17 protein-coding genes are annotated in these 23,208 nt (G+C 67.7%); 9 read left to right on the top strand and 8 right to left on the bottom strand.

The features are described 5' to 3' along the window. Positions 1–15 precede the first annotated feature (15 nt). Complete coding sequence (locus BMX36_RS13705; protein WP_066775649.1) at positions 16–1,050, bottom strand: alcohol dehydrogenase family protein; 1,035 nt, start codon at positions 1,048–1,050, stop codon at positions 16–18. A 218-nt stretch (positions 1,051–1,268) separates the two neighbouring features. On the opposite strand from BMX36_RS13705, the gene clpB reads away from it, so the two are divergent. Next, entirely contained in the window at positions 1,269–3,848 is a 2,580-nt protein-coding gene (clpB, locus tag BMX36_RS13700) for an ATP-dependent chaperone ClpB (protein WP_093066219.1), read from the top strand. 245 nt (positions 3,849–4,093) lie between these two features. On the opposite strand, the gene BMX36_RS13695 is transcribed toward clpB, so the two are convergent. Next, positions 4,094–4,954 carry an inositol monophosphatase family protein gene (locus tag BMX36_RS13695; protein ID WP_093066217.1) on the bottom strand — a complete coding sequence of 287 codons (861 nt, stop codon included), beginning with the start codon at positions 4,952–4,954 and terminating at the stop codon, positions 4,094–4,096. A 64-nt stretch (positions 4,955–5,018) separates the two neighbouring features. Here BMX36_RS13695 and BMX36_RS13690 point away from each other — a divergent pair, with 64 nt between their 5' ends. Together BMX36_RS13690 and BMX36_RS13685 are read left to right on the top strand one after the other, a co-directional pair. After that, positions 5,019–5,561, top strand: coding sequence for a peroxiredoxin (locus tag BMX36_RS13690; RefSeq protein WP_066775645.1), 543 nt, complete (start codon positions 5,019–5,021; stop codon positions 5,559–5,561). 104 nt (positions 5,562–5,665) lie between these two features. Further along, a complete protein-coding gene (locus BMX36_RS13685) occupies positions 5,666–6,724 on the top strand; it encodes a GGDEF domain-containing protein (protein ID WP_093066451.1) in 1,059 nt (352 codons plus the stop codon). Positions 6,725–7,090: 366 nt separating this feature from the next. On the opposite strand, the gene BMX36_RS13680 is transcribed toward BMX36_RS13685, so the two are convergent. Further along, the gene (locus BMX36_RS13680; protein WP_093066449.1) at positions 7,091–7,723 is read right to left on the bottom strand and encodes a YbhB/YbcL family Raf kinase inhibitor-like protein; all 633 of its coding nucleotides are present in this window, start codon (positions 7,721–7,723) and stop codon (positions 7,091–7,093) included. Positions 7,724–7,789: 66 nt separating this feature from the next. Between BMX36_RS13680 and BMX36_RS13675 the strand changes: the two genes are divergently transcribed. Beyond that, positions 7,790–8,209, top strand: coding sequence for a DUF1810 domain-containing protein (locus BMX36_RS13675; protein ID WP_066775642.1), 420 nt, complete (start codon positions 7,790–7,792; stop codon positions 8,207–8,209). A 75-nt stretch (positions 8,210–8,284) separates the two neighbouring features. Then, a complete protein-coding gene (locus BMX36_RS13670; protein WP_256210803.1) occupies positions 8,285–9,745 on the top strand; it encodes a S41 family peptidase in 1,461 nt (486 codons plus the stop codon). A 64-nt stretch (positions 9,746–9,809) separates the two neighbouring features. On the opposite strand, the gene pepN is transcribed toward BMX36_RS13670, so the two are convergent. Continuing rightward, entirely contained in the window at positions 9,810–12,404 is a 2,595-nt protein-coding gene (gene pepN, locus BMX36_RS13665) for an aminopeptidase N (protein ID WP_093066215.1), read from the bottom strand. A 231-nt stretch (positions 12,405–12,635) separates the two neighbouring features. Here pepN and BMX36_RS13660 point away from each other — a divergent pair, with 231 nt between their 5' ends. Genes BMX36_RS13660 through BMX36_RS13650 form a run of 3 tightly spaced genes read left to right on the top strand, consistent with a single transcriptional unit; the run spans position 12,636 to position 16,381 of the window. Then, complete coding sequence (locus tag BMX36_RS13660) at positions 12,636–14,270, top strand: M28 family metallopeptidase (protein ID WP_093066213.1); 1,635 nt, start codon at positions 12,636–12,638, stop codon at positions 14,268–14,270. A gap of 15 nt (positions 14,271–14,285) precedes the next feature. Continuing rightward, positions 14,286–15,566, top strand: coding sequence for a M48 family metallopeptidase (locus BMX36_RS13655; protein WP_256210802.1), 1,281 nt, complete (start codon positions 14,286–14,288; stop codon positions 15,564–15,566). Then, positions 15,563–16,381 carry a Rossmann-fold NAD(P)-binding domain-containing protein gene (locus BMX36_RS13650; RefSeq protein WP_093066209.1) on the top strand — a complete coding sequence of 273 codons (819 nt, stop codon included), beginning with the start codon at positions 15,563–15,565 and terminating at the stop codon, positions 16,379–16,381. The genes BMX36_RS13655 and BMX36_RS13650 overlap by 4 nt, the downstream gene beginning before the upstream one ends. On the opposite strand, the gene BMX36_RS13645 is transcribed toward BMX36_RS13650, so the two are convergent. From BMX36_RS13645 to nadB, 4 genes are all read right to left on the bottom strand, one after another. Then, complete coding sequence (locus tag BMX36_RS13645; RefSeq protein ID WP_093066207.1) at positions 16,291–17,211, bottom strand: DMT family transporter; 921 nt, start codon at positions 17,209–17,211, stop codon at positions 16,291–16,293. The genes BMX36_RS13650 and BMX36_RS13645 overlap by 91 nt on opposite strands. A 70-nt stretch (positions 17,212–17,281) precedes the next feature. After that, positions 17,282–18,283: a threonine aldolase family protein gene (locus BMX36_RS13640; RefSeq protein WP_066775635.1), complete on the bottom strand. Its 1,002-nt coding sequence runs from the start codon at positions 18,281–18,283 to the stop codon at positions 17,282–17,284. 46 nt (positions 18,284–18,329) lie between these two features. After that, complete coding sequence (locus BMX36_RS13635; RefSeq protein ID WP_093066205.1) at positions 18,330–19,451, bottom strand: serine hydrolase; 1,122 nt, start codon at positions 19,449–19,451, stop codon at positions 18,330–18,332. Positions 19,452–19,572: 121 nt separating this feature from the next. Further along, positions 19,573–21,153 (bottom strand): L-aspartate oxidase, encoded by a 1,581-nt coding sequence (nadB, locus tag BMX36_RS13630; protein WP_093066445.1) that lies wholly within the window; start codon positions 21,151–21,153, stop codon positions 19,573–19,575. Between the two features lie 204 nt (positions 21,154–21,357). On the opposite strand from nadB, the gene BMX36_RS13625 reads away from it, so the two are divergent. Then, positions 21,358–23,160, top strand: coding sequence for an aminopeptidase P family protein (locus BMX36_RS13625; protein ID WP_093066203.1), 1,803 nt, complete (start codon positions 21,358–21,360; stop codon positions 23,158–23,160). Positions 23,161–23,208: the final 48 nt, after the last annotated feature.

The raw sequence follows: 23,208 nt of genomic DNA, 5'->3' as shown, positions 1-23,208 counted from the left end.
CCGCCACTCATACCCTCAATCGGGCGTCATCACCACCTTCAGCGCCTCGCGCCGGTCGAGGATGGCATAGGCTTCGGCACCCTGTGACAGCGGCAGGCGGTGAGAGATGTAGCGTTCGGGGTGAAGCTGCCCCTTCTGCACCATCGGGATCAGTTCCTGCCACCAGTGCGGGACCGAGCAGGTGCCGGTGCGGAACGTCAGCCCACTGGCGAACGCGCGCTCCATCGGAAAGGGGAAGCGCCGCGTCTGGTTGACGCCCAGGCATGAAACCGTGCCCCATTTGCCGACAAGCCGCAGCGCCATGTCGATCGTCGCGTCGGCACCGACCGCCTCGATCACGCTGCCGCACATCCGCCCCTTGGTGTCCTCGCGGATCGTCTCCACCGCCATCGCTGGATCTACGCCGATCGCGCCCAGCCCTTCGGCCAATGCGCGCCGTTCAGGGACAAGATCGATCGCATAGACGCGCCCCGCGCCCATCGCGAAACAGCCTTCCACCGCCATCAGCCCGATCGGGCCCAGGCCGACCACCGCGACGCTCGCGCCCGGCTTGATGTCTGCATTGCGCACCGCCATCCAGCTCGTCGGCAACGCATCCGTCAGCATCAGCGCCTGTTCGTCGCTGATGCCGTCCGGGATGCGCCGGGCATTTACGTCGCCGGCGGGCACGCGCACCGCTTCCGCCTGGCTCCCCTGCAAGGCGGCGCTGAGGCCATAGCAGCCCGAACCATTGTTCTCGCATTCGTGGACGCGGCCCATCAGGCAGCCGGGGCAAGCGCCGCAGCCGACCGCGGCGGAGATCATCACCCGGTCGCCCGAGCGCAGGTTGCGCACCGCACGCCCCGTCTCCACCACCTCGCCGACCGCCTCGTGCCCGACGCAGAAGCCGGTGTCCTGCGAAAAGCCGTGGCCATGATAGATATGCAGGTCGCTGCCGCAGATCGCGCAATGCTTCACGCGGACCAGCACGTCCCGATCGTCCTGCAAGGTCGCATCGTCGGTCGATCCGTACTGGATGTCGCGCGCGCCGAAATAGCGCAATGCCTTCATGATCCGCTCCTTTTTTGTTCCCCGGCGGAGGCCGGGGTCCAACTAGGGCCGGCTCAATGCTGGGCCCCGGGCTTTGCCGGGAATGGGATGGGAGCCGATCACGCGATCGCCGTCAACCTCTGGACGGCGCCCTAGGCCATCGCCATCTTTCTCGTGCCAGCACCCTTGTGTTGCCATTTAGCAACACCAAATGATGCTCGAAGGAAACAGGGACACCTATGAACCTCGAGAAATTCACCGATCGCGCCAAGGGCTTCCTCCAGTCGGCGCAAACCGTCGCGATCCGCATGAGCCACCAGCAGATCGCCCCCGAACATCTGCTGAAGGCGCTGCTTGAGGATGAGCAGGGCATGGCGGCAGGCCTCATCCAGGCGGCCGGCGGCGATGCGCGTCGTGCGACGACCTATGTCGATGCGCAGCTTGCCAGGCTGCCCGCCGTCACCGGCTCGGGCGCGCAGTCGACGCCGGGCCTCAACAACGACAGCGTCCGCGTGCTCGATCAGGCGGAGCAGATCGCGCAAAAGGCCGGCGACAGCTTCGTCACCGTCGAACGCCTGCTGCTCGCGCTCGCGCTGGCGACGAACACCCCGGCTGGACAGGCGCTCAGCGCCGCCGGCGTGAAGGCCGACGCGCTTAACAGCGCGATCAACGACCTGCGCGGCGGCCGCACCGCCGATACCGCGTCCGCCGAGGATCGCTATGACGCGCTGAAGAAGTTCGCGCGCGATCTCACCCAGGCGGCGAAGGACGGCAAGCTCGATCCGGTGATCGGCCGCGACGAGGAGATCCGCCGAACCATCCAGGTGCTCGCGCGCCGCACCAAGAACAACCCCGTCCTCATCGGTGAGCCGGGCGTCGGCAAGACCGCGATTGCCGAGGGCCTCGCGCTGCGCATCGCCAATGGCGACGTGCCCGATGGTCTCAAGAACAAGACGCTGATGGCGCTCGACATGGGCGCGCTGATCGCTGGCGCGAAGTATCGCGGCGAGTTCGAGGAGCGGCTGAAAGGCGTCATCGACGAGGTGAAGGCCGCCGAGGGCGACATCATCCTGTTCATCGACGAGATGCACCAGCTGATCGGCGCGGGTAAATCCGAAGGCGCGATGGACGCGGGCAATCTCTTGAAGCCGGCGCTCGCCCGTGGCGAACTGCACTGCGTCGGCGCGACGACGCTCGACGAATATCGCAAGTATGTCGAGAAGGACCCCGCGCTCCAGCGGCGCTTCCAGCCGGTGTTCGTCGGCGAGCCCACCGTCGAGGACACGATCTCGATCCTGCGCGGGCTGAAGGAGAAGTACGAGCTGCACCATGGCGTGCGGATCACCGATGGTGCGCTCGTCTCCGCCGCGACCTTGTCGAACCGCTACATCACCGATCGCTTCCTGCCCGACAAGGCAATCGACCTGATGGATGAGGCCGCGAGCCGCATCCGCATGGAAGTCGAGTCGAAGCCCGAGGAGATTGAGACGCTCGATCGCCGTATCCTGCGCCTCAAGATCGAGCGCGAGGGGCTGAAGCGGGAGACCGACGCGGCCTCGGTCGACCGGCTGGAGAATCTGGAAGGCGAACTCGCCAACCTCGAACAGCAGTCGGCCGAGCTGACGCAGCGCTGGCAGGCCGAGAAGGACAAGCTCGCCGGCGAGGCGAAGCTCAAGGAACAGCTCGACGCCGCCCGGCTCGAGCTGGAACAGGCGCAGCGCCAGGGCGATCTCGCCAAGGCGGGCGAGCTTTCCTACGGCCGCATCCCCGCGCTGGAAAAGCAGCTTGCCGAGGCGCAGGGCGCAACGGCGAACGCGATGCTGCGCGAGGAAGTGACGCCGGAGGACATCGCTGCCGTCGTCGCACGCTGGACCGGCGTGCCGGTCGAGCGGATGATGGAGGGTGAGCGCGACAAGCTGCTCCGCATGGAGGAAGTGATCGGCAAGCGCGTGATCGGCCAGGCCGATGCCGTGCGCGCCGTCTCCACCGCCGTTCGCCGCGCGCGCGCCGGGTTACAGGATCCGAACCGGCCGCTGGGCTCGTTCCTGTTCCTCGGCCCCACGGGCGTCGGCAAGACCGAGCTCACCAAGGCGCTCGCCGAATTCCTGTTCGACGATCCCAACGCGATGGTGCGCATCGACATGAGCGAATTCATGGAGAAGCACGCTGTCGCGCGGCTGATCGGCGCCCCTCCCGGCTATGTCGGCTATGAGGAAGGCGGCGTGCTGACGGAGGCTGTGCGGCGCCGGCCGTACCAGGTCGTGCTGTTCGACGAGGTGGAGAAGGCGCACGGCGACGTATTCAACGTGCTGCTCCAGGTGCTGGACGACGGGCGGCTGACTGACGGTCAGGGCCGCACGGTCGATTTCTCCAACACGCTGATCATCCTGACGTCGAACCTCGGCTCGCAGTTCCTCGCCAATCTCGGCGAGGGCGAGGATGTCGAAACGGTCGAGCCGCAGGTGATGGACGTGGTGCGCGCACACTTCCGCCCCGAGTTCCTGAACCGGCTGGACGAGATCATCCTCTTCCACCGCCTGGGTCAGGCGCACATGGGCCCGATCGTCGACATCCAGGTCGCGCGGGTCGGCAAGCTGCTTGCCGACCGCAAGGTGACCCTCGACCTCACCGACGCCGCGCGCGCATGGCTCGGCCGAGTCGGCTATGATCCGGTCTATGGCGCCCGCCCGCTGAAACGCGCGGTGCAGCGCTACCTGCAGGATCCGCTCGCCGACCTCATCCTGCGCGGCGAGGTAAAGGACGGCGCGACCGTGCGGGTGGACGAGGGCGACGGAAAGCTGGCTCTGTCGGTCGGCTGACACCCAGCCGCTCCCGTCATGCCGGCCTCCGTGCCGGCATCCCGCCATCCGGGCGTTCCAACGCATGTGAGGCCCGCGGCGGCCTGGATGCCGGGACGAGCCCGGCATGACGATTGAAGGCTCCGCCCCTTTACGCCGTTCGTCCTGAGCCTGTCGAAGGACGTGCCACAAGCGCGCCGCGCTTCAGGACACGCACTTCGACAAGCTCAGTGCGAACGGTTCAGGGGATAAGCCCAGCTGGGGCCTCAATGCCCATGCCCATGCCCGTGCCCATGCCCATGCCCATGCCCATGCCCATGATCGTGCCCGCCCGCCACCGCGTGCAGCGCCTCCAGCACCTCATCCATCCGCGCCGGATCGCCGATCGCCAGCACCTGACCCGTGCTCGCTTCGGTCAGCGGATCGCCGTTCCAGTCGCACATCCGCCCGCCGGCACCCTCCACGATCGGCGCCAGCGCGGCAAAATCGTGCAGCGCCAGCCCGCCCTCGCACACGATGTCCAGGTGCCCGCTCGCCAGCAGTCCATAGTTGTAGCAGTCGCCGCCATAGACCGGCCCCTGCCGCGCATGGCCGCCAGAAACCGCCGCGACCAGCGCCAGGAAGTGGGGCACTTCATCGTCGTTGAAGGCATGCGGGCTCGTCGTCGCCAGGATTGCGCCTTCCACTTCGCGGCATGCGCGCGTCCGCGCCGGGGCACCGTTGAACAGCGTCGGGCGGCCGGCGGCGCCGATCCAGCGTTCCCGCACTACCGGCTGGTCGATCACGCCCATCACCGGCCAGCCATCCTCGACCAGCGCGATCAGCGTGCCGAAAATGGCGCGCCCCACGGTGAAGCTGCGCGTGCCGTCGATGGGATCCAGCACCCAGCGGCGGCCGGTCACGCCATCCTTGGCGCCATATTCCTCGCCATGCACCGCATCGCCCGGCGCCTCGGCATCCAGGATCCGCCGCATCGCCGCCTCCGCCGCGCGGTCGGCGAGCGTCACGGGCGAGTGATCGTCCTTCATCTCGGTGCCCAGCTCCCCGCGAAAATAGGGGCGGATCGCCTCCCCCGCGGCATCGGCGAGGCGGTGGGCGAGATCGAGGTCGGCTTGTCGGATCGGCATCCGCCAGCCCTATCGCCCCGGAACGCGCAACGCTAGAATGATGCCTTCTTTCGGGAGAGCCCCCATGCGCCACGTCCTTGCCGCTGCCGCCGCCATCGTCTCGCTTGCCGTTGCCGGGCCGGTCGGCGCCACGCTCCCGGTCGGGGCCAAGGCGCCCGATTTCACCACGCGCGGCGCCGTCGCCGGCAAGGTGGTGACAGTGAGCCTCGGGCAGCAGCTCAAAAAGGGGCCGGTGGTGCTCTATTTCTTCCCCGCCGCCTTTACCGCGGGCTGCAACGCGGAGGCGCGCGCCTTTGCCGAAAACATCGCCGCCTTCCGCGCCGCCGGTGCGACGGTGATCGGCATGTCGGCCGATACGGTGGAGGATTTGACGAAATTTTCGGCCGCCGAATGTGCGGGCAAGTTCCCCGTCGCGAGTGCGGGTCCCCGTGTCGTCGCCGGTTATGACGTGGCGCTTGGCCGGCAGGTCAAGGGGCGCGATGCCACCCGCCGCACCAGCTATGTCATCGATCGCACGGGCCGGATCGCCTATGTTCACGATGACCTTTCCGCGGATCGCCACGTCGCGCTCACGCTGGAAGCGGTGAAGAAGCTGCCCCGTTCCTGAGCTTGGTGACGGACGGCAACGGATTTTTAGCTTCTGCCGCCGACAGTGAGGCTTCAAACGTGCGGCGCCGGGTGAACGCCGGGTCGATACGGGGCGCGGGATGGATGATTGAGTTCCCCAGGCAGAAGGAAGACGAGCTGTTCGCGGCAGTTGGTCAATTCCTGGCCGATCACAGGCTGGGCGTGGAGCCGGCCAATTATGCCTTTGCCTATAGGGTGCTGTCCGATCCTGGCGGGGCGCTGGCGCAATCGGTCGCGACACTGACCGATGGCGGCATCCGCCTGACGGCGCAGGACATTGCGGATCTGGGTGGCCCGACCGTCGGCAGCGTGGCGCCACGACCTGACCTGCCCGATGGGCCCGATGGGCCTGACCCGCAGCAGCCGCCCGAGGCGGCCGAGCTTCACGCCCAGGCTGATGAGATGATTGCGCGTGCGGAAATGCAGATGGCGCAATTCTCCGACGCCGTACGTTCCATTCACGAGGAAACGAGTGGCTTTGGCCGCGATCTCGCCGCCAGCGCGGCCGCCATGCGCCAGGCCGATGCGACAACGGGCATGGACGAGGTGTCCCGCCTGACGGCTGCGATGATCGACCGTGCCCATGTTGCGGAGCGTCGGATGGCGGCGGCAGAGCAGGAGGCGGCCGCGCTGCGCAGCGCGCTGGTCGAGGCACGCGGCACGGCACGGCTCGATCCGCTCACCGAACTGGCGAACCGCCGTGCCTTTGACGAGGCCTATGACGCGCTGCCGCCCGGCACCCCGGTGGCGCTGGCGCTGTGCGATATCGATCACTTCAAGCGCGTGAACGACGAATTCGGACATGCGGTCGGCGATCGCGTGCTGCGTGCCGTTGGCCTGACCATCGCCAGCGAAAGCGGCGGGGCCGTGGTCGCGCGTTATGGCGGGGAGGAGTTCGCCCTCCTGTTCGTCGGGGTCGACATCGACGCCGCCGTTACCCTGGTCGACCGTGCGCGCAGCGCCGTCGCTGCCCGCCGCTTCCGCTCGCGCAAGACGGATGCGCCGATCGGCGTGGTGACGATTTCGGGCGGCGTGGCGGCGGGGACAAGCGATGATCCGCGCGAGGCGCTCTATGCGCGCGCCGATGCCGCGCTGTACCGGGCCAAGGCGGCGGGTCGGAACCGGGCATTTTCCGCCGCTTGATGGCGTGATCTGCCATACGGTTGTGGCGCCACGCGCCGATCTTCACGCCACGCGTCGCTAAGTCGTTCAAATTCCTTGATCCCGCAAAACTGGCACGCCGCCTGCAATGCTTCTGGCATCGGCGGCGGATGGTCCGGCGCCGACATCAAGGAGATCCACCATGGCCTATCGTCTGAACCAGCTTCAACTGCATGTCGCCAGCTTCGTCGGCGCCGTCGCTTTTGCCGCCCTGATGGTCGGCGCAGCCGTTCCGGTCGTGCCGATCGCCTGATCGCCGCCTCACCTCATCAGCCAAGGTCAACCAATCATGATCCGCTCTGCCTTTGCCGCGTTCGGCGCCATCATCGGCGCCTCAGCCCTGCTGGCCTATGTGGATGTTGCCGCCACCGTCGTTTGAGCGTGCCCGGTCAGGGCCTCCTCGCCCCGCGAATAGGTGCCGATCAGCAGCCCGGCAGCCAGCACATGCCCGGCCATAGCCCGCACCAGGGCTGAACGGCCGGGCGACGGGCCCGGATCCTCGGCCGCAGCGTCCAGCGCGAACAGCTGGAACACATAACGATGCTCTCCATGGCCGGTCGGCGGGTCAGGCGGAAGCCACCCTTCGCCCAGATAGGAGTTGCGCCCCACGTCTCCCGTGTCGGCCAGGCCAGCGCCATCGGCAACGATCGCGCCCTCCGGCAATCGCCCCGCATCCGCCGGGATGCCCCAGATCACCGCATGAACCAGCGGCTGCGGCGCGGGCGCATCGGCATCCTCCACCAGCAAGGCGAGCGTGGCCGTCCCGTCCGGCAGCGCGCCCCAGACGAGCGGCGGCGATATGCCTTCCCCATCCGCCGTGAAGCGCGGCGGCAGGCGCGCGTCCTGGGCGAACGCCGGGCTGGAAAGATCGATCGGTTCGAAACGTCCGCCAAGTTCGGGCTGCACGATCGCAAGCTTGCTGGCGCCGGCGCGCACATTGCCCAGGCTGCGCCCCAGCCAGGCGGGGATATGTTCAAGCATGGCCACTCCTTCTGCGCATCCAACGCACCAGCGGCATCTGCGATGCGCCCCATGCGTTGATGGCGTGTGACAGACCCTTTCGATCTCGCCCGCTTCGTGGAAGCGCAGGAACACAGCTATGCCGATGCGCTCGCCGAATTGCGACGCGGGCGAAAGACCAGTCACTGGATGTGGTTCGTCTTTCCCCAGCTGCGCGATCTCGGCCAGAGCCCGACGGCGAAGCATTTCGGCATCGCGTCACTGGCCGAGGCGCGCGCCTATCTCGCGCACCCCCTGCTCGGCCCCCGGCTGATCGCCGCGTGCGAGGCGCTGATCGGCGCCACTGGAGATGCCACGGCCATTCTCGGCGGCGTGGACGCCATGAAGCTCCGCTCCTCCATGACCCTCTTCGCCGCTGCGGCCGATGATCCGGCGCCGTTCACCGCGGTTCTTTCCCGCTTTTTCAACGGCGAAGGCGACAGGCTGACGATCGACCTGCTCGGCTGAGCAATCCCGTTCGGTTCTGCTGGCCTCCATCGCGCAACCTGCTACCTCCATTGCAAACAAGGGGGTCTTGGGTTCGTGACACGTCGCTTTACCGCAGCAATATGCCTCATCGGTCTTCTCGCCGGCTGCGGCGGTGATGGTGGCGGCAGCGGCGGAAGCGCGACGGGCGTCTCGCCCACACCGACCCCAACTCCGACGCCCACACCCACCACGGTGGCGGGCTGCTCGCTTGGCGAGCGCCAGGCCTGGGCAGCGGCCGAGCTTCGCGAATGGTATCTCTTTCCCGATACGCTGCCGGCCAGTCTCGACCCGTCTGGCTATGCCGGGGTCACAGAATATATCGATGCGCTGACCGCGACAGCGCGGGCGCAGAACAAGGACCGTTACTTCACCTATCTGACCTCGATCGCCGAGGAGAATGCCTATTATGCGTCAGGCTCCAGCGCCGGCTATGGCTTTCGCCTGGGGATCAATCCCGGCGCCGGGCGGATGTTCGTCATCGAAGCGTTCGAAGGCACGCCCGCGCTGGAGGCAGGTATCGATCGCGGTAGCGAGATCGTCGCGATCGGTCGCCCGGGCGGCACGCTGCGCACCGTCTCCGCGCTGTTTGCCGAGGGCGGGGCGCAGGCGATCAGCGATGCGCTGGGCGGATCCGTCGCTGGCGACACTCGCGTGCTGCGCGTCCGCGCGCTGAGCGGCAGCGAACGGGACGTGACGATCGCCCCGCGCGAATTCGAGCTCACGCCCGTCTCGTCGCGCTATGGCGTCAGGATCCTGGAGGATAGCGGCCGGCGCGTCGGCTATATCAACCTGCGCACCTTCATCTCCACCGCCGATCAGTCGCTGCGCGACGGCTTCGCCCAGCTGCGCGCCGCCGGCATTACCGAACTGATCGTCGACTTCCGCTACAATGGCGGCGGGCTGGTTTCCACCGCGCGGCTGATGAACAACCTCCTGGGCGGCAATCGCCAGGCCAGCGAGGTGATGGGCTACACCACCTATCGCCGCGAAAAATCGTCCGAGAACGTGACCGACTATTTCTCGCCCCAGCCGCAGTCTGTCTCCCCGACCCGGATCGCCTTCATCGGCAGCGAGGGCACGGCCTCGGCCAGCGAGCTCGTGATCAACGCCATGATCCCCTATCTGCGCGGCAAGGTCGCGCTGATCGGCACCAACACTCATGGCAAGCCGGTCGGCCAGATCGCGCGCGACAAGCCGTCATGCGACGATCGCCTGCGCCTCGTTGCCTTCGCGACGCAGAATGCCGAGCGGCAGGGCGATTACTACAACGGCCTGGCGCCGTTCATGCCGGCGACCTGCCAGGCGACGGACGACATCTCCTATCCGCTCGGCGATCCGCGCGAAGCCTCGGTGCAGCAGGCGCTGGCGTTTCTGAACGGGCGCAGCTGCACGCCGATCGGCGGCGCCAGCGCCTCGGCGTCGGCAGCGCGGGTGAAGGACACGGCGACGAAGCGCACGCTGCTTACGCCCGCTCGGCCCGGCACGTTCCAGCGCGAGGCGCCCGGCGCCTTCTGATCGTGCCGCCCCGCTGCCGTCGCGGCGGCGGGGCGCACATCCCGGCCAGCCAGCCCGGTCGGCCTTATCCCTCCAGGCTCTTGGACGCCTGTTCGAACAGGTCCTTCGACAATCCCGCCGTCCCCACGATCCGCTCCAGCTCGGCCCGCATCAGCGCCGAGCGGGCGGCATCGAACCGGCGCCAGCGGCCCAGCGGTGGCAGCAGCTTGGCCGCCGTCTGCGGGTTCAGCCGGTCCAGCGCGATCAGCTGGTCGGCAAGGAAGCGATAGCCCGCGCCATCGGCCTGGTTGAACGCCCGCTGGTTCACCGCAAAGGCACCGATCAGGCTGCGCGCGCGGTTCGGATTGGCCAGCGTGAAGCTCGGATGCTCCGCCAGCGCCTTGACCGCCGCCAGCGTATCGTCACGGGTCGACAGCGCCTGGGTCTGGAACCATTTGTCGAGCACCAGCGCATTGCCAGAATAACGATTGTAGAAGATGTCCAACGCCGCCTCGCGCAGATCGCTGCTGCCGTTCACCAGCGTGCCGAGCGCGCCCTGCCGGTCGGTCATGTTATCCGCCCGCTCGAACTGGCGGAATGCCAGTTCCGCCGCGTCGCGCGCGCCGGACGCCGCGATATAGCCCAATGCCACGTTGCGGATCCGGCGCGATCCCTTGGCCGCCGGCGTATAGGCATAAGGCGCGCCGCTGCTGTTCACGTCGTAAAGGTCGCGCCAGCGCTCTTCCAGCGCGCGCCCGAGATCGGCGCGCAGCGCCTCGCGCGCGGCATAGATCGCTTCCGGATCGACCACGCTCAGTTGATCGCCGACAAAGCTTTCGGATGGCAGCAGCACCGCTTCGGCGATGAACGCGGGGTCGAGCGCCGGGTCGTCCAGCGTGTCCGCCACTGCGTCGATCACCGCGCGATGGTCCGCGCCGCCCTCCACCGCTCCCGCCACCAACGTATCCAGCATCAGCTGCTGCATCGCCTCGTAGCGTGCGAACGGATCGTCATCGTTTCGCGCCAGAAAGGCGAGGTCTGCCGCCGTCCGATCGCTTTCGATCGTCACCGGGGCCGAAAAGCCGCGGTTGATCGACAGCACCGGCCGCTCCGCGACGCCCTCGAACACGATCGACTCGCTCGCCTCGTCGAGCAGCACAAGCTGTTCGGGCCCGAGCGGCTGGCCCGTTTCCGCGCCGAACAGCCGGATGCGCAGCGGCAGGACCATCGGCTCCTTGCCCGACTGGCCGGGCGTCGGCGGCACATGCTGCGCCAGCCGAAGCGTTGCCCGCCCGCCCTCATGATCCAGGCTTGCCGACACGCGCGGCGTGCCCGCCTGGCTGTACCACAGGCGAAAGCGCGACAGATCGACCCCGCCGCCCTCTTCCATGCACGCCACGAAATCCTCGCAGGTCGCGGCGGTGCCGTCGAAGCGATCGAAATACAGGTCGCACGCCGCCCGGAACCGCTCAGGCCCCAGGATGGTCGCCATCATGCGAATGAGCTCGGCGCCCTTGTTGTAGATGGTCGAGGTGTAGAAGTTGGAGATCTCGATGTAGCTTTCGGGCCGCACCGGATGTGCCAGCGGCCCTGCATCCTCGGGAAATTGGCTGGCGCGAAGCCCGCGCACGTCCTCGATCCGCTTGACGGCGGCGGAGCCCTGATCGGCCGAAAAGCCCTGATCGCGAAAGACGGTGAAGCCTTCCTTCAGCGAAAGCTGGAACCAGTCACGGCAAGTGATCCGGTTGCCGGACCAATTGTGGAAATATTCGTGCGCCACGACCGCGGCGATGGCGTCATAGTCGTAATCGGTCGCGGTGTCGGGATCGGCCAGGATGTAGCGGCTGTTGAAGATGTTCAGCCCCTTGTTCTCCATCGCGCCGAAGTTGAAATCGTCCACCGCGACGATGTTGAACACGTCCAGGTCATATTCGCGGCCATAGACCCGCTCGTCCCATGCCATGGCGGTCTTCAGGGCGTGGAGCGCGTGATCCGTCTTGGCGAGGTCGGTTGCGCGCACCCAGATGCCAAGCTGCACCTCCCGGCCCGATCGCGTGGTGAACGTTCCCGCATTGCAGGCAAGATCGCCCGCCACCAGCGCGAACAGATAGCTCGGCTTGGGGAACGGGTCGTGCCACTCGGCCCAGTGCGTGCCATCGTCATTGTCGCCGCGCGCGATCGGATCGCCATTGGCCAGCAGCACCGGATAGCGCGCCTTGTCCGCCGTCATCCGCACCCGATACGTCGCCAGCACGTCCGGCCGATCCGGGAAGAAGGTGATCCGGCGAAAACCTTCCGCCTCGCACTGCGTGCACAGGTTCCCGCCCGACGAATACAGGCCCATCAGCTGCGTGTTCCGGTCGGGCGCGATCTCCACCTCGGTTTCGATCACATGCGCGTCGCCGGTCAGCGGAATGATCAGCTGGTCATCCTCCATCCGCCAGTCGTTCACCGCCACGCCGTCCACCGTCACGGCCAGCGGCGTCAGCCCGTCGCCGTCCAGCTGCAGCGGCTCGCGCGCCGTTCCGTTGCGCAACACCTCCAGCCGGGCGCGAACCCGCGTCGCGCCCGGGTCCAGCGCAAAGTCGAGCGCCACGTTCGGCACCAGCCAGGCAGGCGGGCGATAGTCCTGGCGGCGCTTGATCGCCGGAGCGGCTGGGGCGGAGAGAACATCGAGCATGAAGAGAGATATAGACGGCGCGGCTTGTGGTTCCATCGCTAATGCTTGCGGCGAAGCTCTTGGCTGCTACGTCTGGTCATCAGGTCCACTCCCCTTCGTTCCTGTCGAGTGCGGTGGAGACGTGTCGCAAGTATCTCGCTTGCCGCGCTTCTTCGGCGATGGCTGCCGTGATCCTGTGGTTCGGCACGCGATCGGCGCCCCGGTGGGAAGGAAGACCAACTGGAAGCACGAATGCGTCGTTTGATCCTGGCCCTTTGCCTCACGTCTCTCCCCGTCGCCGTCATCGCCCAAGACACTGCCCCGCCCGCGACGCCAGCATCGCTGTCGCCCGAGGCCGCTGCCATCAAGTCCCATGTGATGTTCCTCGCCTCCGATGCGATGCGCGGGCGTGAGGCGGGCAGCCCGGAATATGACATCGCCGCCGAATATGTCGCCGCGCAATTCTTCGCCGCCGGTCTGAAGCCGGGCGGGGACAAGGGCGGCTATGCGCAGGCGGTGCCGCTCGTCGCCTACAAGCCGGATGGCCAGGGCACGCTGGCCATCACCGGCCCCGCCGGCCAGAGCGCGCTCACCTTCGGCGCCGATTACATTCCCTCGCCCAATGCCCGCGCCACCGAAACCAAGGTGTCCGCGCCCGTGGTCTTCGTCGGCTACGGCATCGTCGCGCCGCAATATGGGCGGGACGATTACCGCGGTCTGGACGTGAAGGGGAAGATCGTCGCCTTTGTCAGCGGCTCGCCGTCCAGGATGACGGGCGAGGAGCGCGCCTGGCTCGGCTCACCGACTACGAAGGCACGGTTCGCCGCCGAGCGCGGGGCGGTCGGCACGATCACGCTCGTCACGCCGCGCTCGGACAAGCAGCGCCCCTTCGCCCGGCTGGTGGAGGCGAACGGCCACACCCGCATGACCTGGGCGAATCCGGACGGCACCGGCCATGTCGAGGAAGGCGGTGTCCCCACGCTCGCCACGCTCAGCCTCACCGGCGCGCAGAAGCTCTTCGCCGGCGCCCGCACGTCCTGGGCGAAGGTCGCGCGGGAGGCGGAGAAGGCTGACGCCAGCTTCAAGGCGGAGGCGCTGCCAGCCACGTTGTCGGTGGCAACCAAAACCATGTTCGACAAGGCGCGCTCGTCGAACGTCGTCGGCGTGCTGCCGGGCAGCGATCCGGCGCTGTCACGCGAAGTGGTGGTCCTGTCGGCGCACCTCGATCACGTCGGCGTCAGCGGCAAGGCGGAGGACAAGATCCACAATGGCGCGCTCGACAACGCCATTGGCATCGCCAGCCTGATCGAGGAGGCAAAACGCTTTCAGAAGCAGGGCCCGACCAAGCGCACCATCCTCTTCCTCGCCGTCACGGCAGAGGAAAAAGGCCTGATCGGCAGCGACTATTTCGCCAATCATCCGACCGTGCCGGCGAATTCGATCATCGCCAATGTCAATCTCGACATGCCGATCCTCACCTATCGGTTCGAGGACATGGTGGCGTTCGGCGGCGATCGCTCGACGCTCGGCCCGATTATCCGCCGCGCGGTGGAAGGGGCCGGCGTCGCTCTCTCGCCCGATCCGATCCCGGACGAGGGCATCTTCGTGCGCTCCGATCACTTCCGCTTCGTGCAAAAGGGCGTGCCTTCGGTGTTCCTGTGGCCGGGTCAGAAGGGACCGGGCAAGGCGGCGGTCGAGCATTTCCTCTCGACCAATTACCACAAGCCCTCCGATGACCTCTCCCAGCCGATCCAGTGGCAGGAGGGCGTCCGCTTCGTCGACGTGAACTACCGCATCGCCCGCGAAATCGCCGACGCCCCCACGCGCCCGGTGTGGAACAAGGGCGATTATTTCGGCACCTTGTTCAAGGGGCCGATGGCTCCGTAACCGGGGGAACAGGGGATGAGACAAGTTATGGGGGCAGCGCTGCTGGCGGCGGTGGCGCTGGTGCCGGGATTCGCCGAGGCTCAGGTGGCTAACCCGAGCTTTGATGTCGACGCGGCGACCCGCGCCTATCTTGATCTTCTGCAAGGGCCCGCCCGGGCGAAGTCAGACGCCTATTTCGAAGGCGGCTACTGGCTGATCCTGTGGAATGCCGTGGTGGCGGTGCTGGTCTATGGCGCGCTGCTCGCCAGCGGCGTCTCCGCCCGGCTGCGCGATCTGGCGGGGCGGCGCGTCAGGCGCTCCTGGCTCGTCCCCGGCCTCTACGGCGTGCTGTTCACCTTCGTCACCTTTCTCCTGTTCCTGCCGTGGAGCATCTACACCGGCTTCGTGCGCGAGGCGCGATATGACCTGATGAGCCAGACCTTTGCCGCCTGGCTTGTCGACCAGCTCAAGCTGCTGGGCGTGTCGTTGGTAGTGAATGCGCTGCTGTTCACCGCGATCTACGCCGTCATACGCCGCTTTCGTCGCGGCTGGTGGGCGGTGGGAACGGCGGTGTTGATCGGTTTCCTTACCTTTGGACTGCTGCTCGGGCCGGTGTTCATCGAGCCGATGTTCAACCGCTACACCGAAATGCCCGCCGGCCCGCTGCGTGACCGGATCGTGGCAATGGCCGCGGCGCACCATATTCCAGCGGAGCACATCTATGTCTCCGACGCCTCGCGTCAATCGAAGCGGATCTCCGCCAATGTCGCGGGGCTCGGCCCCACGATCCGGATCGCGCTCAACGACAATCTGCTGAACCGCACCTCACCGGACGAGGTCGCCGCGGTGATGGGGCACGAAATGGGCCATTATGTCCTGAACCACATCTGGTGGCTGCTCCTCTGGTTTGGCCTCGCCGTGCTGATCGTCTTCGCGGCCGTCGCGGCGATCGCTCCGCGGCTGATCGCGCGCTTTCCCCGATGGGGTGTTCGCGACGTGGCGGACCCCGCCGGCGCGCCGCTGCTGCTGGCAATCGCCAGCGAGCTGGGCGCGCTCGCCACCCCCTATGTCAGCAGCGTGACACGCTGGGAGGAAAGTGAGGCGGACCGCTTCGGCCTCGATGCCGCGCGGGCGCCCGATGGCTTTGCGGCGGTGGCGATCCGCCTGTCCGAGTATCGCAAGCTCGAACCCGGCCGCCTCGAAGAAGGGCTGTTCTTCGATCACCCTTCCGGCGCGACGCGCGTTCGGATGGCCATGCAGTGGAAGAAAGATAACGTGCCCGGCGCCACCATGATCAAACCAACGCTCGGCAATTGAGCCGCCTCTTCATCTTCGGTCTCGGCTATGCCGCCAGCGCCATCGCCGACGCGAGCGGCTGGCCGGTCCTCGCCACCACCCGTGACGGCCGCGCCGGCACGATCCGCTTCGACGACGACCAGGCGGTGCGCGCAGGCGTCGCCGCCGCGACGCACATCCTCTCGTCCGTGCCGCCGGACGAGGGCGATCCCGTCCTCGCCCGCTACGGCGATGCGCTGGACGGCCGCTGGCTCGGCTATCTTTCCTCCACCGGCGTCTATGGCGACGCTGGCGGCGCATGGGTGGACGAAAGCGCACCGATCCGCGGCCGCCGCCCCGCGCGCAACGCCGCCGACGCCGCCTGGCTCGCGCAGGGCGCCCGTGTCTTCCGCCTGCCCGGCATCTACGGCCCCGGTCGCTCGCCGCTTGACCGGGTGGCCGCCGGCACCGCCCATCGCACCGGCCTTGCCGATCAGGTGTTCAGCCGCATCCATGTGGCCGATATCGCCAGCGGCGTCGTCGCCGGCTTCACCGCGCCCTCCGGCGCGTACAATCTCGCCGATGATCTTCCGACCAGCCAGGATCGCGTGATCGAACATGCCGCCGCGATGCTCGGGCTCCCGCCGCCCCCGGTCGTGGGGCTGGACACGCTGTCCCCCGCCGCGCGCGCCTTTTATGCCGAGAACCGGCGTGTCGCGAACAACAGGGCGAAGCGGGTGCTCGGCTGGCAGCCGCGCTACCCCGACTACCGGTTGGGCCTGCGCGCCGTCAGCGCGATGACCAGCCCAACCGCCGCCAGCAACGCGCCCCCGACCGTCAGCGGCGACCAGCGATAACCCTCGAACACCGTTGAAAGCGCCATGGCGATCACCGGCACGATGACGCTCGAATAGGCCGATTTGGCCGGCCCGATGATGCGGATCACCCCGAAGTACAGCGGGAAAGCCAGCGCCGAGGCAGCGAGCCCGAGGTACAGGATCCCTGCGACATAGCCGATCCGCCACTCCATCACCGGCGGCCCGACGGTGAACCACGCCCACAAGGCATCGAACGCCCCGCCCATCAGCATCGCGATCGCCGTGGTGCGCAGCATCGGATAGCGTTTCGCCGTCGCCGTGCCCTGCATCACATTGGCGCTGGACGCGGACAGGATCGCGCAGAGCGTCAGCCCGATTCCGGTCAGCGCGCGAACCGGCCCGTGTGAATCGCTGCGCACTTCGTGAAGGAACAGCAGCGCCACCCCCGCCATCGCCACCGCGGAGCCGATCACGAGCTGCCGCCCCATCCGCTGGCCGAGGAAGATGCGCCCGAACAGCGAATTGGGAATCAGCAGCAGCGCAAACACCACCGCGACCAGGCCGGAGGTGATGAACTGCTCGGCCCGGTAGACGAAGTTGAAGTTGAGCACGAACTGCGCGAGCCCCAGCGCCGCCGCGAAGGCATAACCGCGCGTGTCGATCCTGCCCGGCTCGCGCCGGATCACCGACCAGGCAAGCAGCGCCACGCCGGCGACCAGGAAGCGATAGCTCACCGACCAGGACGGCGGCACGACGCCAAGCTGGTCGCGGATCACCAGCCACGTCGATCCCCAGATCAGCGTCACGATCCCGAACGGGACCAGCACGCGGGCACGGGTCGATTGCGGCGGCGGCGGCTGGGCGGTCATGATGGTCGCGTAGTGCGGATTTCAACCGCTTACCACCGCCACATATGATCCCGTTCTCGCACGCCTTGCGTCACAGAGCGGCGATCGCCTCCGCCAGCGGCGCGATATCCGCCGCCCGCTGGTTCCACGACACCACCAGCCGCGCCTCGCCGACACCCCAATCGTAGAAGTCGAACCCCTTCGCCCGCAGCGTCGCGGCTTCCTCCGCCGTGACGCGCAGGAACACCTCGTTCGCCTCCACCGGATGGACCAGCCGCCCGCCTGCCGCCGCCGCGATCAGCGCCGCGCCGTCGTTCGCATTGCGCGCATTTGCCAGCCAGCGATCCTCCTCCAGCAGCGCCAGGATCTGCGCCGCAAGATAACGCCCTTTGGAAAACAGCAGCCCCGCCCGCTTGCGGCGATAGCGGCTCGCCTCGATCAGCCCGCGTTTGAAGAAGACCAAGGCCTCCGCGCCCATGCCGCCGTTCTTCACGAAGCCGAAGGAGAGCGCCGTCACGCCCGCGCGCCACGTCATGTCGGCCGGCGAGCAGCCGGCATGGACCAGCGCATTGGCGAAGCGCGCGCCGTCCATGTGCAGCGCCAGACCACGCTCTGCCGCCAGCGCCCCGATCGCGGCGACCTCGGCCGGTTGGTACACCAGACCATATTCGGTCGCGTTGGTGATGGAGATGGCGTGCGGCTGCACCTGGTGAACGGCGACCCGGATCGTTGCCAGCAGGGCGGACAGGCTCTCCGGCGTCAGCTTCGCGCCCTCGCCATCGGCCAGCAGCAGCTTCGCGCCATGGGTGTAGAATTCGGGCGCGCCGCATTCGTCATTCTGGATATGCGCGTCATGGTGACACAGCACCGCGCCATGCGGCGGGCAGAGCGCGGCGAGCGCAAGGCAGTTCGCCGCCGTGCCCGTGGGCACCCACAGGACCTCCACCTCCGTCTCGAACAGCGCGGACAATCGGTCGTCCAGCATCCCGGACCAGCGATCCCCGTCATAAGCCGTGTCGAGCACATCCGCCTCGGCCATGGCCGCGAGGACCGCGGGGTGAACGGGGGCGGCGTTGTCGGAGAAGAAGCGCATGGCCGGCCCCTTGCTGTGGCCGGTTCACCCCGTCAACCGATGCAGATCAGCTTTCCGGCGACTCCTCCTCGCGCGCGGCGATGGAGGGCCCGCGATAGCCGGTGACGGTCGCCGCCACGGCCTGGATCAGCTGCTGCCGGTCACGCATCGGGCGCTGCGTATCGCCGATCATCACCGCCACCGCATAGCGACGGCCATCGGGCGCGGTCAGCAGGCCGACATCGTTGAACCCGGCATTGCGCCGGCCAAGTTCCTGCCCGGTCCCGGTCTTGTGCGCGAGGGTCCAGCCCGGCGCCGCGCCCGCCTTCAGGCGCGCGCGCCCGGTGCGGCTGGATTCCATGGTGGAAATGAGCAGCCGGGTCGATGTCTCGGACAAGAGCTCACCGCGTGCCAGGCGCGCCAGTGCATCGGCAATCGCCAGCGGCGCCGCGCCGTCGGGCGGATTGTCGATATAGGCCTGCATCGCCGCCGCCCGCACCGCCGGGTCGAGCCGGGCGCGCATCACGGCAAAGGTATTGCCGACACTCATCGACTGGTCCCAGGTTAGCCCCGCCGTTTTCGCCTGCAGCAGCCGCTCGCCCGGCCCGAAGCGGATCTCGCCCAGCTGCTTGCGTTCGATAAACGCCCGCACCGCCGATGGCCCGCCGACCAGCGTCAGCAGCCGGTCATTCGCTGTGTTGTCGCTCTGCGTCAGCGCGCGGAACAGAAGGTCGCTGACCGTCGTGTTCCAGATGCCATTCCGCACCAGAAAGGCGCTCGGCTGGTGAAAGAGCGTGAGATCGGCCGGCGTCAGCGAAACGGCGTCCGTCAGCCGCAAGCGGCCGGAATCGCGCTGGTCCAGCACCGTCATGGCCACCCACAGCTTGCTGACGCTTTGTTGCGGCAGCGGGCGGCGGCCGCCGGCCTCCACGGTCCAGCCCTCGTCCACGGCACGAACCGCGACGCCAGCGATGCCGGGAAATTCGCGAACGAGCTGGCTGATCGAGGCTTCCAGCGCGCGCGGCGCGCGATTGATCCGCAGCGGCGTCGGCTTGGGCACCGGAATCGCGACAACATAGGACGGCGCGGCGGCGGCAGCAGCCGGCGCGGCGCTATGTGCGGGCCGCTCGTCCACGCCGCAGCTGCTCAAGGAGAGCAGCGCCACTCCAGCGATCAACCGTCCGATCATCGTCCGCCATGCCCCCGATCAGTCGTCGGCAAACAGGCTATCCCAAAAGACACCATTGAAAACCGGTACTTATCGCCTCTGCGATGAACAGGGCCTTGCGCACGACCAGACGAGTCCGGCGTCAGGGAACCAGCACGGTATCCACCGGCTGCTCTAGCGTCTGCGGCCAGTCGAGCGTATAATGCAGCCCGCGGCTCTCCTGGCGGTGAAGCGCGGAGCGGACGATCAGGTCCGCCGTCTGCAGCAGGTTGCGCAGCTCGATCAGGTCCGGGGTCACGCGGAAATGGCCGTAATAATCCTCGACCTCGGCCGTAAGCATCTTGATGCGGTGTTCCGCGCGCTGCAGCCGCTTGGTGGTCCTGACGATGCCGACGTAGTTCCACATGAAGCGCCGGATCTCGGTCCAGTTCTGCTTGATCACCACCTCTTCATCGGAGTCGGTGACGCGGCTTTCGTCCCACGGGCGGATCGGCGGAACGGGCGACAGGCTGTCCCAATGCGCGGCGATATGGTTCGCCGCCGCCTCGCCAAATACGAAACATTCCAGCAGGGAATTGGACGCCAGGCGATTGGCCCCGTGCAGCCCGCTTTCGGTGCATTCCCCGGCGGCATACAGGTTGGGCAGGTCGGTGCGCCCGTCGCGATCCACGATGATCCCGCCGCAGGTATAATGCTGCGCCGGCACCACCGGGATCGGCTGGGTCGTCATGTCGATGCCCAGGCTCATCAGCTTGTCATAGATGTTGGGAAAATGCCCGCGCACGAAATCGGCCGGCTGGTGGCTGATGTCGAGGTGGACGTAATCGAGGCCGTATCGCTTGATCTCCGCGTCGATCGCGCGCGCCACCACGTCGCGCGGCGCCAGCTCCAGCCGCTCCGCGTCATAATAGGTCATGAAGCGCTTGCCGGTCTGCGGGTTGATCAGCCGCCCGCCCTCGCCGCGCACCGCCTCGGTGATGAGGAAGTTCTTGACGTCCAGATTGTAGAGGCAGGTCGGGTGGAACTGCATCATCTCCATGTTGGAGACGCGCGCGCCCGCCCGCCACGCCATCGCAATGCCGTCCCCCGTCGCGCCGCGCGGCGCGGTGGAGAACAGATAGGTCCGTCCCGCGCCTCCGGTGGCAAGGATCGTCGCTCGCGCGGTGTGGAGGTTCACCCGCCCCGTCTTGCGATCCACGGCATAGACACCCCACACGTTGCCCGCGCCCGAATAGCGCTCCTCGTGCCGGCTGGTGGCAAGGTCGATCGCCACCTGATCGGGCACGAGCGTGATGTTGGGATGCGCCTCCGCCGCCTTCTGCAGCGCCTCCTGCACCGCCCAGCCGGTCGCGTCATCGACATGCACGATGCGGCGGTGCGAATGCCCGCCCTCGCGCGTCAGGTGCAGCGCGCCGCCGTCCTGCGCGAACGGCACGCCCAGCTTCTGCAGCTGGGCGATCGCGGCCGGCGCATTCTCGACCACGAACTCCACGATCTCGCGGTCGTTGAGGCCCGCGCCGGCGACCATCGTGTCCTCGACATGATTCTCGAACGTATCGCCCGGTTCCAGGACGGCGGCGATCCCGCCCTGTGCCCAGGCCGTCGACCCTTCGTTGATCGCTCCCTTGGCAAGCACGGTCACGTTGAAACGATCGGCCAGGTTGAGTGCCGCGGTGAGGCCGGCGGCGCCCGACCCGACGATAAGGACGTCGCTGCTGGTCATGCGCGGCTCTGGGGAGAGAGGATCATCGCGGTTGCATGGCACGAAGCGTTCGCATCTGCCATATCGGCGCGAAATCTCTCCCCCGTTCGACCTGAGCTTGTCGAAGGGCGTGCCAGGAACGCCACCGCCCGTGGCACGTGCTTCGACAAGCTCAGCACGAACGGAAAAGGGGAGATGCGCGGAACCGAAGTTCAAGGGAGTCCCATGTCCACCTACACCGCCCGCCTCGCCGCCCTGCGCGACCAGCTCGCGAGCCAGCAACTCGACGGTTTCGTCGTCCCGCTGACGGACGAGCATATGAGCGAATATGTCGGCGCCTATGCCCAGCGGCTCGCCTGGCTCACCGGCTTTCATGGATCGGCCGGAACGGCGGTCGTCCTGCCCGCCGAAGCCGCGATCTTCACCGATGGCCGGTACACGCTGCAGGTGCGCGAACAGGTTTCGGGCGACGATTGGCAGTTCGTCGGGGTGCCGGAAACCAGCGTTTCGACCTGGCTTGCCGGCCATGCCAAGCAGGGCGCGCGGATCGGCTATGATCCCTGGCTGCACACCCGCGCCTGGGTCGATGAAGCCTCCAAGGCGCTCGCCGCGATCGACGCGACGCTGGTGCCGGTCGATACCAATCCGGTGGATGCCGTCTGGCCCGATCAGCCCGCCCGCTCCGATGCGCAGCTCAGCGTGCACGACGATGCCAATGCCGGCCGCTCCTCCGCCGACAAGCGGGCCGCCGTTGCTGACTGGCTCGCCGGGCAAAAGGCGGAGGCGGTGGTGCTCGCCTCGCTTGAATCGATTGCCTGGCTGCTGAACGTGCGCGGCGGGGACGTATCCCGCACGCCGGTCGCCCTGGCCTATGCTCTGGTGAACGCGGATGGCACGGCCGATCTGTACGTCGCCCCCGAAAAGATGACCGGCGCCGTGGCGCAGCACCTCGGCAATGCCGTGCGCGTGCATGATCGGAGCGAGTTCCAGGCAGCGCTCGGCCGGTTCGCCGGAAAGCGCGTGGCGGTCGATCCCTCGCTGTCGGTGGCCGCCATTCCGCTCGCCATCGAGGCCGCCGGTGGCGAGGTGCTGGCGTTGCGCGATCCCACCGTGATCCCGCGTGCGACCAAGAACGCGGTCGAGCAGGCCGGCCATCGCGCGGCCAGCATCCGCGATGGCGCCGCGCTGTCGCGCTTCCTGCGCTGGATCTCGATCGAGGCGCCCAAGGGTGGCCAGACCGAACTCACCGCCGCGGCGAAGCTGGAGGAGTTCCGCCGCGAGACCGGCGTGCTCAAGGATCTGTCCTTTGACGCCATTTCCGCCACCGGCCCGCATGGCGCGATCCCGCATTACCATGTGACCGAGGAGTCGAGCCTACCGATCGAGCCCGGTCAGCTCTACCTGATCGACTCGGGCGGCCAATATGTCGACGGCACCACAGACGTGACCCGTGTGGTGCCGATCGGGGCGCCGACCGCGGAGATGCGGGATCGCTTCACCCGCGTGCTGAAGGGGCATATCGCGCTCGCCACCGCCGTCTTCCCGCATGGCACGACCGGCGCCCAGCTCGACGCGCTTGCGCGTCTCCCCTTGTGGCAGGCCGGCCTCGATTTCGCCCATGGCACCGGCCATGGCGTCGGCAGCTATCTTTCGGTGCATGAGGGGCCGGCACGCATCGCCAAGCCCAGCTACCCTGGCAGCGGCCCGTCAGAGCCCCTGCTCGCGGGCATGATCCTCTCCAACGAGCCGGGCTATTACAAGGCCGGGGAATACGGCATCCGCATCGAAAACCTGCTGCTGGTGGAGGAGCGGGACATCAAGGGTGGCGAGGCCGCGATGCTGGCGTTCGAAACGCTCACCCTCGCGCCGATCGACCGCGACCTGATCGATCCGGCGCTGCTGACGCGCGACGAACTCGCCTGGCTCAACGACTATCATGCCCGCGTGGCAGAGGCGCTTGCCCCGGTGCTGGAGGGCGACGATCGCGTCTGGCTCCTTGAGCGGTGCGCGCCGATCGACGCGGCCTGAACGCGGCGGGTGCGGTGGCCGGCGCCGCTATCCCGGCCGCCGCACGGT

Source organism: Sphingomonas sp. OV641 (assembly GCF_900109205.1).
Lineage (GTDB): Bacteria > Pseudomonadota > Alphaproteobacteria > Sphingomonadales > Sphingomonadaceae > Sphingomonas.
The sequence above is the reverse complement of the archived record's forward strand: the minus strand, read 5'-3'. Positions and strand labels throughout refer to the sequence as shown.